This window comes from Bacillus sp. AFS018417, from assembly GCF_002560985.1.
Lineage (GTDB): Bacteria > Bacillota > Bacilli > Bacillales > Bacillaceae_G > Bacillus_A > Bacillus_A rhizoplanae.
On sequence record NZ_NTTM01000004.1, the window covers coordinates 41,334 to 55,606 of the forward strand.

Below are 14,273 nucleotides of genomic sequence, written 5' to 3' on the forward strand. Positions count from 1 at the left end.
AAAACAACTGTTTACGGTATAAAAATAGTGCTATTACCAAGAGGGATTTTTTACTTCCCCTTAGGATAGCACTACACTACATTTATAAAAAGATTAATCAAAATGCTATTCAATCACACTTTGATCAGTGTTTTTAAATATGGCAGTTTTGTTTCTTAGTTAATTTCTGCATTTTATATCATTTACAAATCATATAAAGTAAAGGAAACTAGCGATTTATGGGTATAACCATTCTTAGGATCTATTAAAAAGTAATAATTATTATGATGGATAAGAAGAGAGGAGAGGGATTGTAAATGACTGTAGCGAAGAATGGAATATTGCAAGTACATGAAGCGAGTATCTACTATGAAGTACGTGGAAAGGGACCTGTACTTCTTTTCATTCATGGGGGAGGTGGTGATGCTGATAAGTTTCTGAAGGTTGCAAACCACCTTGCTGACCGGTATACAGTTGTTACCTACGACCGCCGCGGCCATTCTCGTAGCAATCCCACCAATCAAATTGAGGATTATTGCGTAGAAACACACAGCAACGACGCTCACCGCCTAATAGCCAAACTGACTGATGAACCGGCGTACGTATTCGGAAGCAGCTCCGGTGCTGTCATCGGAATTGATCTGTGCATACATCATCCAGAACAGATTAAGCTACTGATACCACACGAACCAATCTTACTGCAATTTTTATTTGGAAATGAGTTAAAACAAGCCGAGCAATTCATGGAAGATCTTAAGAAAAATCATCGAAGTGAGGTCATTAAGTTATTGTCAAATATGGGAATGGACGCTATGGATCCTGGACAATCGAAGGATATACTAACAGAGCGTCTTCTTGGGAATTCAATGTATTTCGTTAAATATGAGATCCCAGGAATTCTTAACTATTCGCTAGACATCGATAGATTGAAGAACGCATTAAACTCCTCATCGATGCAGGTACTTCCAGCCGCAGGAAGTGCATCACGAGATTTTTTTGCTTACCGCTGCGCAGTCGCATTAACGGAACAACTGGGAACAGAAATTGTGGAGTTTCCTGGACATCATGTGGGCTATAACACAATGCATCATAAAGAATTTGCGGAGAAGTTACACAACATTTTAGTAAATCATTAGAAGTGGGTGTAGTTAAGAACAGAAAAATTATGTATTAAGTATTGCTTCACATTAAAGATGTTTCATTACAAATAAATTCGCTATATTTACAGTACTGTTGTTTAAAATCGTTAACTACTTTGTTCCTTTAGCGTATAAAAACGTTAAAATGTGAGTGCTACCCCATGCTCATCAACCTAACAAAAATAAACTACCTCAAAATGATAAAACTGAGCAACTCAGGCAAAAACCTTGCTTTGGGGTAATAGGCCCAGATCGTAAAAGGCTATTCCATCACCTCTTCAAAGCGTAACTACAACAAGGACAATCCAGTTTTGGCTTGTCCTTGTCCCATGCTGCCCCGCGAATTCAAACGGCAATCACACAAAGCCGCTATTCGCCCTAGATCTATCACCCCTGCCACAACGCAGGCTTTGTCACCATGAACCATAACATCACCATCAAAAGAACGATGTAAGTCCAAACAGAACGCCACAACAATTGAATCAAGGCGTTCTTGTCTTGGCTCGTTTCGTTGAATTTCCGAATGGTCGGCGAAAAGGCGCGGGCTAGGAAAAATAATGAACTCGCCATGAGAATAAGAGTCATCACTATCCAAGGGGTCTTCCAAGTCCAAGGGCCTGCCAGTACAAGCAGGGCCCCGGATGCAACCAGCACATGCCCAGCATGCTTGGCCAGCCTGACCGAAAATCGGAACACATCCAGATAAGCCTGCTGTGTTCGAGCCTCTGAAGCCCGCAGTTTTTTGATGAGCGGAAGCAATACAAAAAACGGGCCGATGGATAAAATTACACTGAAAATATGTACATACAGAAGCAGTCGATACAACATGTCCATCCTTATATCACATTAACCTTCGATGGGACGGAACTCATGAACCCAAACTCTCATCTTTGGCAGCCACGGCATGCCAGGGTGAAGAGACAGGATAGATTGCTTATATTCCTCCACATTCGCAAAGCCTTCTTGACGGGCATGTTCATCAGTCAATTCGCCAAGTGACTGCGAATAGACCTTCTCCACAACATACCGGTGACCTTGAAGCTCCATCACTTCCCCGACATCCGCATATCTCCCGTTGCGGCGAGTAGCCGTTTTCTGTCCTGCAAGCACTTTTTCAATGTCCTCCTGAATCGTGATGAGACGTTCAATCGTACATGTTTTTGGCGGTAAAGCGTTCATTTCATTTTGGTTTGTCATCTGGGTCACTCCCCTTTTTTTATTTAAGCATAAGCCCACTTTATCATATAAAAAAATTATTCTATATAGCAAGTTTCTACTTAAATAGGGATAACAAACTTTCATACAATGTTCATTACAGAGTAGAGTGTTTGTTGTTATTTTTCACCATATCTAATATATCCCTTATTACATTAACAACAACTTGAGGCTGATCAATATGTATTGCGTGTCCAGCATCTTCAACAATAATATGTTTTTTATTAGTCGACAAGTTAGCAAGCTCTCTCTGGAATTTCATCCAAGCAGCCATAGACTCTACTGTATGAAAAGGCTGCAAACCACCTGTTACGACAATAAGTGGAATACTTCCAAAAGATTTAGAAGTACGAACTTGTTCTAAACTTTCTTCTACCTCATTAAGGGAACCTTCCAAAGTAAATTGGTTATAATAAGCCTCCTGAACTTCTTTTGTAAATAGAGCAGGTAATATTCTGTTTTGATCCTCGTGAGTTGAGTCTAAGAGAACTACTCCTACTACTTCCTCTGGATATGTGCTTGCAAATAATCTTGTATTCAAACCTCCCAATGAGTGCCCGACTAATACATATGGAGGTTTTATACCTGCTTTATGAAGTAAGATACGCAGATTTTCGACACTTTGTTGACTATGGCGAGGTCTTTCATCCATTCCACTTTTGCCGATACCGGCTCTATCATAAATAAACATTTTTGAGAATTTTGAAATGTCATCTCTAATAGGATTCCAGCTTTCTAAAGTGGCTCCATATCCAGAATCAAAAACTAGAGTTGGACCTTCATTATTTTCCCCTAACAATTCATAGTATAATTCAATACCACCTATATCTAGTCTTTTTCCTGTTTCATTCCCAATTAATTCACTCATATTCAATCCCCCATTTTTCATTTTGATATAAAAAGGAAAGACTATTTCCATTTATTCTCCAAAAATTTTTTTGCTCGATTAAATCTTTTATGTGCGGTATAAGTTGTTGGTGATGACGGGGAATAAATCCAAATTAAATCCCCTTTTTGTAATTTGCTAAGTTTCATAGTGTGCTCTCTCTTGAAAGGTATTTGTATTTGGGGAATAATGTAAATAGTCCTACAATTCATTATACCTTAAATTAATACCATTATATTTCAAACAAATTTGTGAGAAGAATACAAAAAGGATGAAACAAGGGGGAGGTGGGTTTTTTGAAGGGGTTCTTTAGAAACAATTCTAGTTCATCAGAAATCGATAAATTTATACCAAAAACGCCATCCTTTCTGCATATTTCTTCAAAAAGAATAGCGTATTTTTCGTTTTGGGGATACTTCAAAATCTTAACTTGATGGGAATAAGTTCAATTTCTTCACAGCCTCTTTTCAGCCGATTTGTTTGCCTTTTGCATATTCTGTCTGCTTTCTTTTGTGGAATCCTTTTCCATAGTAAAAGCCGATTAAGATAGCGAACCAAACCGGTCCGACGGCCAGTGCGATTCTTGTGTCCGGATTATAAGCCATAATGCCGATTACCGCTGCTAAAAATGCCAATGAAACATAAGAAGCATATGGGAAGAAAGGCATTTTATACTTTAGTTGCTTTTGTATCTCCGGCTGTAAGCTCTTGCGGTAACGGATTTGAGATAACAAAATAACAGCCCACGTCCAGATCGCTCCGAATGTGGCGATGCTCGTCACCCATGTAAATACTTTTGCCGGCACCACATAGTTCAGCACAACACCTATTAATAAAGCGGCTGCAGAAGCTAAAACAGCCGTGCCCGGAACACCGCCTTTTGTAAGAGAGCTGTATTGCTTCGGTGCTTCACCGTGTTCCGCTAAGTTGAACAGCATACGTCCCGTACTGAAGATACCGCTGTTGCAGGAAGAAAGAGCCGCTGTCAGCACGACAAAGTTAATAATACCTGCCGCCGACTTAATTCCAAACTTCTCAAATGTCAAAACGAACGGGCTTCCTTGTGTGCCAATTTCATTCCAAGGATAAATGGCCATAATAACGAAGAGTGCCCCTACATAAAAGATTAAAATACGCCAGAATACAGAATCGATTGCTTTCGCTAGCGTTTTCTCCGGATTTTTAACTTCTCCGGCTGTAACACCGATCATTTCAATGCCCAGGTAAGCGAACATAACCATCTGCAACGACATGAGAACGCCGCTGATTCCGTTCGGGAAAAAACCGCCATGCTCCCATAAATTATGAATGCCTGTAGCGATGCCGCCGTTTCCGATACCAAAAACGATCATTCCCGCACTAATCGCGATCATCGCGACAATCGTCACAATCTTAATAAGCGCGAACCAAAACTCCAACTCCCCATATGCTTTTACAGCCAAGAAATTGACTGTTGTCATAATGACAAGCGCAGCCAATGCCCAAATCCAAGTCGGAATATCCGGGAACCAGTATTTCATATAAACACCGACAGCCGTAATTTCAGCCATACAAGTCACAACCCATAAAAACCAGTAATTCCACCCTGTCAGATAGCCCGCAAGAGGACCTAAGTAGTCACGCGCGTATCTGCTGAACGAACCTGCCACAGGCTTTTGAATCGCCATCTCCCCAAGAGCTCTCATGATGAAAAACATGATGAGACCAGCAAATCCGTACGCCAGCAAAATCCCGGGACCCGCCAACTTAATAGCAGATGCGGAACCGAGGAACAGTCCGACCCCGATAGCCGCCCCTAACGACATAAGAGTGATATGCCTTTCTTCCAATCCGCGATGAAGTTCTTTTTCATGCTTCTTCTGCATCATTTCTCCCCCTTTGTAGAAATCTCCTAATCTTTGAAATGTATTCCCCATGTTCTTCTTGCCTCAAAATTCAAACCTCCTCTAATCAATAGTTAACATGCCTTTTTATTTATTGCTTTACTAAGAAACATATAACGTTTTTGTTACATATTAATTTTTATGAATAAAGCAAGAATATCGCGTCTTTCGGAATGTAGATGTATATAAACCCATTGACATTTCTACAGAATTTGTTGATCCGCCCTCCCGATGTTGACGCTTACAATAAACAGGCCCGTTGATCAGAATATTACAAAAATTATATTACAGCATTTTGACACTTGTGTGAAATTTATTTTTTGTATAAGATTTATAAAAATTATGAGATCATTTTGTTGATTTACACAAAGGAAATTGTCGCCTGCAGTAAATATGCAAATACATTTCAAATGGGAGGGATGAATCTTGACATATATGAAAAACGATCCTTTTAGAGCCGCCTTCGATAGTTTGGAAGAATTTGCTGATGTGATCAGTGAGGTTCTGCAATGCTCGATTACGATTGAGGATGCGAATCATCGCCTTCTTGCGTACAGCACCCATGATGAAAGAACAGACCCCGCGAGAATCGCGACTATTATGGGACGCCGCGTACCTGAAAAAGTAATCAATAGCTTATGGAAAGAAGGAATTATTCCCGCCCTTTTAAAAGATTGTGAGCCTATTCGCATAAAAAGGATAGATGATATTGGTCTCGGTGACAGGGTCGCGATTTCCATCTGGAACAAAGAGGACGTCCTGGGGTTCATTTGGGCTTTGGAAATCGAGAAATCTTTGACTGAGCAGGATTGCACCTTGCTGAAAAGAGCTGCGGAAGCTGTGAAAAGCAAGCTGCTGCAGCTGCAAACCCGCAAAAACAAACAGGAAGAACGATCGCAAGAATTTTTTTGGAAGCTGCTCACCGGTCATATGCAGATAAACGAGGAAATTATTAGAAACTTTCACCTGCTTCACATTACTCCCGCTTCCTTATTTGCCGTTGCCGTATTCCATTTTGAACAAGAAATTACGAGTGAGGAAGAAAAACAAATTTCTTATTTGTTAAAAACAAGTCAGCATTTGAAAGTTTTGCTTTATACGATTGATTGTAACCAGCTGATCCTTCTCACTTCATTGGATGATGTCGATCAGCCTTTCCATGAAATCAACCGCTTCGTCGAGACATTTGTGCACAAGATGGAAAAGCGATTCGGAATCAAATTTATCAGACCGGCATTCAGCAGTATATACTGTGACTATCAAAAAATCGGCAAAGCGTACAAAGAAACATTGACTGTTTTATCCATAAAGGAAAAATTCCCTTCCGAAACAGCGAGTATTCACAGTTATCAAAACATGGGGATTTATCAGCTGATTGATCTTCTGCTTGAGCAGAGAAAGCATGAAGAGTATGAAAATCAGACGCTGCAAAAGCTGCATGAGTATGACCAAAAGTATAATTGCAATCTTGTTGAAACGCTGGAGGTCTTTTTGAATAAAGACAGCAATGTCAGTGCCGTGGCCAAGGCTTTGAATATTCACGCCAATACGCTGAGCTACAGGCTTAAACGCATTTGTGAAATCAGTGAAATCAATTTAAAAGACCCCAACCAAAAAATGATTTTGTACTTGGATCTCAAGCTGCAAAAATTTATGTAGATGTAACATCATCCTTTTGTGGAATTCCACAAAAGGATGATGCGTTTTTCTCCTTTTTTAACGATGAAAAAATATTTTGAACATTCTATACTCGGATTAGAACAAGGTAAATTAAAGGTTATTAAGGGGGAGAAAATCTAATGATTATCGGAGTACCGAAGGAAATAAAAAATAACGAAAATCGTGTTGCGCTTACGCCTGCAGGAGTTATCTCATTCGTGAAGTCTGGTCATAAAGTATTGGTTGAAGCAAACGCTGGTATTGGAAGCGGATTCAGAAATGAAGATTACGCAAACGCTGGTGCCGAAATTATTGAAAGTGCCGCTGACGTATGGGCGCAATCGGAAATGATCATGAAGGTAAAAGAACCTCTCTCCAGCGAATACACATACTTCCGTCCAGGCTTAATTCTATTCACATACTTGCATTTGGCTGCAGAGCCTGCTTTAGCTCAAGCTCTTAAAGATAATGGCGTTACTGCAATCGCATACGAAACAGTAGAAGTGAACCGTACGCTTCCTCTTCTTACACCGATGAGCGAAGTAGCTGGACGCATGGCTGTACAAATCGGCGCGCAATTCCTGCAAAAGCCGAACGGCGGCCAAGGCATCCTTCTTGCGGGCGTTCCTGGCGTGAGCCGCGGTAAAGTTACTATCATCGGCGGTGGCATCGTAGGAACTAACGCTGCGAAAATGGCAATCGGCATCGGAGCTGAAGTAACAATCATCGACTTGAACGCAGATCGTCTGCGCCAATTGGATGACATTTTCGGCACTCAAATCAAAACATTGATGTCCAATCCGTTCAACATCGCGGAAGCGGTGAAAGAAGCAGACCTTTTAATCAGTGCCGTATTGATTCCTGGCGCAAAAGCTCCTAAGCTTGTCACGGAAGAAATGGTAAAAACAATGAAGCCTGGCTCTGTAATCGTAGATGTAGCGATCGACCAAGGCGGCGTTGTGGAAACATGCGACCATGTAACGACGCATGACAATCCGACATTCGAAAAGCACGGCGTTCTTCACTACTCTGTTGCGAACATGCCGGGCGCAGTTCCAAGAACATCCACTATCGCTTTGACGAACGTAACAGTTCCCTACGCATTGCAAATCGCCAACAAGGGCGTGCAAAAAGCAATCTCTGAAAACGGCGCATTGAAACTTGGCGTAAACACGGCGAACGGCGAAATCACATACGATGTGGTCGCAAAAGACCTCGGCTACACTTACGTATCTGTAGAAAACGCTTTCGCAAAAGAAGTTGCGGCTATCTAATTAAGATTTCAATCTCCCCTTAAGAGCAGCTCTTGAGGGGGTTTTTCATACAAAGGGGATGGGTACATGAAACGGAACAGTTATCGTGACACATGGGCAGAAATTTTATTGGACAACATTCACCACAATTTTTTGCAATTCAGGGGATATGTAAAGGAACAAACAAAAATTATGGCTGTTGTCAAAGCGGACGGCTACGGGCATGGCGCAGTTGAAATTGCGAAGACCCTTATGCAAGCAGAGGCGGATTATTTGGCTGTCGCTCTTTTAGATGAGGCTCTGCAGCTGCGGAATGCAGGTATCTCTCATCCGATTCTTGTTTTAGGGTATACGCCAGTACGCTCGGTTCAAAAGGCCGTTTCGGAAGACATTACGCTGACCGTATTCTCTCACGAAGTATTGGATGAAATCATCATCCAATCTTCTCTATTACAAAAAACAGCTTCCGTTCATTTAAAAGTTGATACAGGCATGTCCAGAATCGGCATCACTTCTGCGGAAGAAGCTTTGGAACTTGCACAAAAGGCGGCTACCTCTCCCTCTGTATATCTCGAAGGCATATTCACGCATTTCGCCAATGCGGACAGTAAAGACCCTGCCTATACACTCATGCAGTTTCAGCACTTTTTGGATGTGATTGAATCTTTGGAAACACACGATATTCATGTACCGATCAGGCATTGTTGCAACAGTGCCGGCACGATGAATTTCCCTGACATGCATCTGGATATGGTACGCATCGGCATCGCTTTATATGGCTTATACCCTAATGAGACATTTAAAGGGCATTCTATCAAACTCAAGCAAGCCATGAATTTCAAAACGAAAATCGCGGCTCTGAAAACTATTCCTGCCTCCCAGCGAATCAGCTACGGCTGGACATATAAACTCGAAAAAGAAAGCCTTATCGCAACACTTCCGCTCGGCTATGCGGATGGCCTTTCACGCCTGCTTTCAAACCAAGGGATGGTTTTGATGCACGAGCAGTTATCCCCTATCGTCGGGCGTGTGTGCATGGATCAGACAATGATTGATGTGACGGATATTGATGGCTGCAGTACCGATGATGAAGTAACTATTTTTGGACATAATGGTTCTTCGTTTCAATCTGTGGACGAGATTGCAAAGTTGATGGGGACTATTAATTACGAAGTGGTTTGTTTGATTGGGAAGCGGGTGCCGAGAATTTATGTAAAGTCACAACAGCACAAACTATTTGTAACTAAAAGAGTATTATGTTAGATTTTTTCTTCAAAATCATTTGATGAATAATAGACAATGTTGTCTCCACGTTGTACTAAATCATGCACTAATCCTAACGTTGGATTTAAGTGTCCTTCTCCACCTATATTGATGTAAAGTGCCTTTTTCATTTTTATCCCCTCCAGTAAATTTGGCATCGTCAAGTATGGAAAATAGACATTTATTTATTTTGTTTGAATTATAACAAATGAAATAAATGTCTATTTTAAGTTTTGGGTATTCTTAATTTTTAGAGGGTATTTTATGTAGATAATTTGATGGACATGGGGTGGTATCCCTATAGGCATATGTTAAGGCAAATCTAATATAAAAAACCCAATTTCTCAGTATTAAAATTCGAGAAATTGGGTTTTTATATTGGTAGGACCCAAAGTTGTTTAAACCTATTACTTTGTATTAAAAGAAATTTTGATTTTTCATCGTAAAATAATAAACAAGAGTTAAAAGAGCTAAAATCGAAAAGTTATAAAAGCTAAACCTTATAAGGTACATTTTACTTTTTTGTGGATCTCTCTTAATAAAAAGTTTAAATGAAATTACACTTGCGAGGGAAGCGACAATCGTACCAAGTCCACCTAAATTCACACCTACTAATAAAGGCTGCCAATCCACGGAGAATTTTGATAAAAAAATCGCAGCTGGTACATTGCTTATCAGTTGGCTTAAAATTATGGAACTGAAAAAGATAGATGTGGGACTTTTGAGATTTTCGCTTGCAAATGTGTGAACTACCTTTAATTCCGATATGTTTCCTATAAATATAAAAAAACATATAAAAGTAATAAGCAATAAATAATCAATTTTCTTCAATAATTTTATATCAAGTATACATGCGGTTCCCAATGCGATGATGAACGCAAGTTTGTAGTCTAAAACCCCTAGTATGGATGCAGATATGATGCCAAATAGTATTCCCCATACCGTTGCCTTTTTTTTACTTTTTATAGGAATATACGGAAGTTCCATTTCCAATGTTTTACTATTCAATCTTTGATTAAGAAAGAATAACAGAATAATTCCAAGAACCACTAATAGAAGGATTGTTGTAAAAAATTGTATAGGCTTTATTCCATAGTTAGTAAATATGAAAAGATTTTGAGGATTTCCCATAGGAGTTAGGCTGCTTCCGATGTTAGCCGCAATTGTCTCTAGTATAATAGTATCTAACATAGAAGTTTGTATAAACTTACTAATTATAAGTGTTAATGGTACAAATGTTATTAATGCCACATCATTCGTTACAAGCATGGAACTAAAAAAGCATAATAAAATTAGGATTGCTGAAACGCTTTTACTAGTATGACATTTACTTAGTAGAGCAATGGCGAACTTATCCAATAGTTTAAGATCTTCCAGAGCCTTAACTACGAGCATAAGATTAAATAAACTGACTAATACTTTAAAATTAATATATTCTATTTTTGGTGCATGGAATAAACAGCTTACGATTGCTAATAAGAGTGATATGGTCAATACAATGTCTTTTTTTAAAATTCCAAATTTCAAGTTCACTTTTTTTTCGTTTTTCGTATAAATATATTCTTTCATCAATCCCCCTCCAGTACTATTTATTCTACTACATACCCCTGTTTCTTGCATTTGAAACCTCAATACACTTAAAAAATACCATTATTTACATTAAATTACAGAAAAGATGGCATTTTTTCGTTATGGGGGTAATGAATTGTCTTGGTTTGATAGGCATGGGGTACAGCCAGTATTTCGGCTATCTTCTATAATAAACAAATTTGATATGAAAAAGGCTGATTCATCCATGTTTCGGTTAATTAGCCTTTTTATATTTAATAGATTTAACGTATCCACTCTTCAAGAATATGTAGTGTTTTATTTGTTGCATCCATCTCTACTTTTATACCAATTGGAACGGTTAACATAGGGTGAGTGTGGCAGCAATCAAATTCCGCAATAAAGGGTATGTTCATACCATCTAAAACTTCTAATAGAATCTCATATGGTTTCTTATTTGTACCGCAATCATTAAACTGCTCATGTTTCCCAAGGATTAAGCCGGAAATTTTATTGAATATTCCATTGACTTTTAGTAAGGAAAAACTTCTTTCAATCGTAGCAGCATCTTTTGCTGCATCTTCGATAAAAAGGATATCTCCTTCTTTTATTTCTGGCATGTATTCGCTACCCCAAATACCACTTAATGTGTTTAAATTTCCTCCAATTAACTTTCCTGTTGCTTTTCCGCTATTTACACAGACCCAATCATTTTTTCTGCGTTGTTTTTCCTTCGTTTTTTCTTCCCAATTGATACATTCATCCGTCCAATAAGGCGGTTTTTTAATCTTGTAGGGTAATGTTTGTTGCTCTTCTAACATGTCGCTAAAATATTCGTATGTAAAGTTAACAAATGGCTCAAATTCACCAAATGAAGGGACTAATGCAGGTCCGTAAAATGTATGTATTCCAGTTTTTGCGTATATCCCAAGTAATATTGCAGTAACATCAGAATAACCAATCATTATTTTTGGGTTCTTCATAAATGCCTCATAGTCAATATAAGGCAATATGGAATTAGAATTCATTCCACCAATGGTTGACATGATACATTTGATGTTCGGATTTCGTATTAATTCATTAAGTTCTTCTGCCCGTTCTTTCATACCTCCAGACCGGTAATGATCATGTTTTCCAGTTAAATTTCCTTCTATTATATGAAATCCTTTGTTCTCCAAAAATCTTTTTGCTCGATCAAATCTTTTAGGTGCGGTATAAGTTGCTGGTGACGAAGGGGAATAAATCCCGATTAAATCCCCTTTTTGTAATTTGCTAAGTTTCATCGTTTTCTCTCTCCCTTGAAAGACATTTGCATGTATATTTAAATGGAAAAATAATGTGAATAGTCTTACAATTTATTATACCTTAAATTAATTTGACTATATCTCAAACAAATCTGTAGGAAGAATACAAAAAGGATTAAACAAGGGTAAATTTGTAATTTTTATTTTTGTTATAATAGGATTTAAGAATATCATTATTAATTTTGTTGTAAAAAATCTTTTCGGCTTTATAAAGTTATGAAAATCGTATTCTATTTTTGTAGGGGGATATAGATGAATAAGAAGCTTCTTTATAGAATAAGTGAACTTTTAGTAGAGTGTGCGAAAAGCGGGAAAGTAATGGAATATGGACAATTAAGTAAAGAAATTGGAGGATATATTTCTCCGATTCAGCTGAACAAGCCGCTGGGAGCTATATCTGAGATGTGTATTGAACGAAACGCGCCTCCTTTATCTGCGATTGTCATTAGTCGGAACAGCCAGATGCCTGGAGAAGGCTTTTTTACATATATCGCACCGCTGATGGGATATGGGAATTTAAAAGGAGACGAGTGGGATCATTTTTACTACGAGCAGCGAGAAGCGGTTTTCCAGTACAGACATTGGGATGATTTTCTTTCTTCTTTCCACGAAACGGTGCGTCCGAAGCGTTTGAATCATACGTGGATTTTCCAAGGCAATCCTATACGTTTCCGTATTGATGATTATATAGAAGAAAATGAAGCTTGGCTGTGGTCTTTAAACCAGGAACATTATAGAGATGTGATAAGAGAAGGGGACACGGTTTATATTTGGAGATCTGATGGAAAGCAGAAGGGAACAGGTGGAGTCATTGCGAAAGGGAAGATTACGGGGCCAGAAACTCAAACCGCTGATGCAAGTACATATTGGATTAATGAGGGCGGAACGGATGAGAAAGAAGGAATCCCAATCAATCGCGAACAAGTTTTAACAAAGTCTCCGATAACTAGAGAAGATTTAGCTGAACATGACATTTTACACGATTTACTTATTTTACGTATGGCCAACCAAACGAATTATCTCTTATCATCGGAACATGCGAAAGCCCTTGATAAGATCTGGGAGGAAAAGGTTGAAAGAGAACAACTACCGTCCAATGAAAAACCGTTTGCTCAAAGTTTGCGTCAAAAAGAATATGAAGGAAGTTTTAAAACGAAATACTATATCCTTATTGTAAAGTGTTCTAAAGATGAAAAAGCACCTGAATATCGAGTGATGCTACTAGAAGATGGGAATGTAGTTCACAAAAAACGTTTGCGAAGTTCCTCTAAAAAACAATTGCTTACACGAGTAAAGCGGAGAGGATTGGAACTTTTGTTTGAGTACAACTCGTTTGTTTCTATAAAGGACGTTTCTATGGTTCATTACAAAGGAAATAGCCAAAAAGTAAATCCGTGGGTACGGGAAAATGAGGAGACATTTCAGATGATGTTCCCTGAAGTACAGAAACAATACAGGGAGAAAATTGTAGAAGAGGATATTACATCGGAACTGGCACAAGAGGATATTTTCTATACAGAAGGGACTGCAAAAACATACTACGGAACACGCTATGAACGTGATGCACGCAATAGATCAGCGGCTATTGAAATCCACGGATGTTCATGTGCTGTGTGCGGATTTGATTTTGAAAAAGTGTACGGAGAAAGAGGAAAAGGTTTTATAGAAGTGCATCATGTAAAACCATTAAGTACACTTGAGGAAGCAACGGAAATTAATCTGGAAGAGGACCTTGTTCCTGTTTGTTCCAATTGTCATCGGATGATCCATCGGAAGAAGGACGAAGTGCTGACGGTGGAGGAATTGAGAGATATTTTGAAAGTAACAAGTTAAATTTGGAGATTGGAACGATAAAAAAGTAAATTTTCGTTTAGGGAGGTACTTCAAGAGTTTAGCTTGATGGCTATGGGGTCCCGCCAACATTTCGGAAATTTTGTACGCTAAGCCAATCTAAAAAAAGTCGAATTCCTGTACGCTAAGGAACCGACTTTTTTAGATTGGCTTATTCAACTAAAGCACCTGTTAGTTCAAGAAAAGTGTATCTTTCAGCAAAAAGCTAAAGGGTACACTTTTGTGTACAGTATTTTTCTTTTCTTAACTAATAATGCGTAAGCCTGTTATACGGTAGTTTGTTTATACTCTGC

Annotated in this window: 12 protein-coding genes; 5 read left to right on the top strand and 7 right to left on the bottom strand. The window is 38.8% G+C overall.

Annotated features, from left to right (window positions below):
- The first annotated feature begins 296 nt into the window (after positions 1 to 296).
- Positions 297 to 1,115 (top strand): alpha/beta fold hydrolase, encoded by an 819-nt coding sequence (locus tag CN326_RS02395; RefSeq protein WP_098305866.1) that lies wholly within the window; start codon positions 297 to 299, stop codon positions 1,113 to 1,115.
- A gap of 390 nt (positions 1,116 to 1,505) precedes the next feature.
- Here CN326_RS02395 and CN326_RS02400 read toward each other — a convergent pair whose 3' ends face one another.
- The 4 genes from CN326_RS02400 to alaP form a co-directional block, all read right to left on the bottom strand.
- On the bottom strand, positions 1,506 to 1,946 hold the full coding sequence (locus CN326_RS02400; RefSeq protein ID WP_098305868.1) for a DUF2269 family protein: 441 nt from the start codon (positions 1,944 to 1,946) through the stop codon (positions 1,506 to 1,508).
- 18 nt (positions 1,947 to 1,964) lie between these two features.
- A complete protein-coding gene (locus CN326_RS02405; protein WP_098305870.1) occupies positions 1,965 to 2,315 on the bottom strand; it encodes an ASCH domain-containing protein in 351 nt (116 codons plus the stop codon).
- 115 nt (positions 2,316 to 2,430) lie between these two features.
- Positions 2,431 to 3,201, bottom strand: a complete 771-nt coding sequence (locus tag CN326_RS02410) for an alpha/beta fold hydrolase (RefSeq protein ID WP_098306251.1) — start codon at positions 3,199 to 3,201, stop codon at positions 2,431 to 2,433.
- A 485-nt stretch (positions 3,202 to 3,686) separates the two neighbouring features.
- Entirely contained in the window at positions 3,687 to 5,084 is a 1,398-nt protein-coding gene (gene alaP / locus CN326_RS02420) for an alanine permease AlaP (protein WP_098306253.1), read from the bottom strand.
- A 453-nt stretch (positions 5,085 to 5,537) separates the two neighbouring features.
- Between alaP and CN326_RS02425 the strand changes: the two genes are divergently transcribed.
- The 3 genes from CN326_RS02425 to alr all read left to right on the top strand — a co-directional run bounded on the left by CN326_RS02425 (position 5,538) and on the right by alr (position 9,277).
- On the top strand, positions 5,538 to 6,761 hold the full coding sequence (locus CN326_RS02425; RefSeq protein ID WP_098306255.1) for a PucR family transcriptional regulator: 1,224 nt from the start codon (positions 5,538 to 5,540) through the stop codon (positions 6,759 to 6,761).
- A gap of 140 nt (positions 6,762 to 6,901) precedes the next feature.
- Complete coding sequence (ald, locus tag CN326_RS02430) at positions 6,902 to 8,035, top strand: alanine dehydrogenase (RefSeq protein WP_098305872.1); 1,134 nt, start codon at positions 6,902 to 6,904, stop codon at positions 8,033 to 8,035.
- Between the two features lie 66 nt (positions 8,036 to 8,101).
- A complete protein-coding gene (gene alr / locus CN326_RS02435) occupies positions 8,102 to 9,277 on the top strand; it encodes an alanine racemase (protein ID WP_098305874.1) in 1,176 nt (391 codons plus the stop codon).
- Here the strand turns inward: alr and CN326_RS02440 are convergent.
- The 3 genes from CN326_RS02440 to CN326_RS02450 form a co-directional block, all read right to left on the bottom strand.
- Entirely contained in the window at positions 9,274 to 9,408 is a 135-nt protein-coding gene (locus CN326_RS02440) for a hypothetical protein (protein ID WP_255258081.1), read from the bottom strand. The genes alr and CN326_RS02440 overlap by 4 nt on opposite strands.
- A 286-nt stretch (positions 9,409 to 9,694) precedes the next feature.
- Entirely contained in the window at positions 9,695 to 10,846 is a 1,152-nt protein-coding gene (locus CN326_RS02445) for an SLC13 family permease (RefSeq protein WP_098305876.1), read from the bottom strand.
- Positions 10,847 to 11,109: 263 nt separating this feature from the next.
- Complete coding sequence (locus tag CN326_RS02450) at positions 11,110 to 12,108, bottom strand: S66 family peptidase (RefSeq protein ID WP_098305878.1); 999 nt, start codon at positions 12,106 to 12,108, stop codon at positions 11,110 to 11,112.
- A gap of 273 nt (positions 12,109 to 12,381) precedes the next feature.
- Between CN326_RS02450 and CN326_RS24845 the strand changes: the two genes are divergently transcribed.
- A complete protein-coding gene (locus CN326_RS24845) occupies positions 12,382 to 13,962 on the top strand; it encodes an HNH endonuclease (RefSeq protein WP_098305880.1) in 1,581 nt (526 codons plus the stop codon).
- Positions 13,963 to 14,273: the final 311 nt, after the last annotated feature.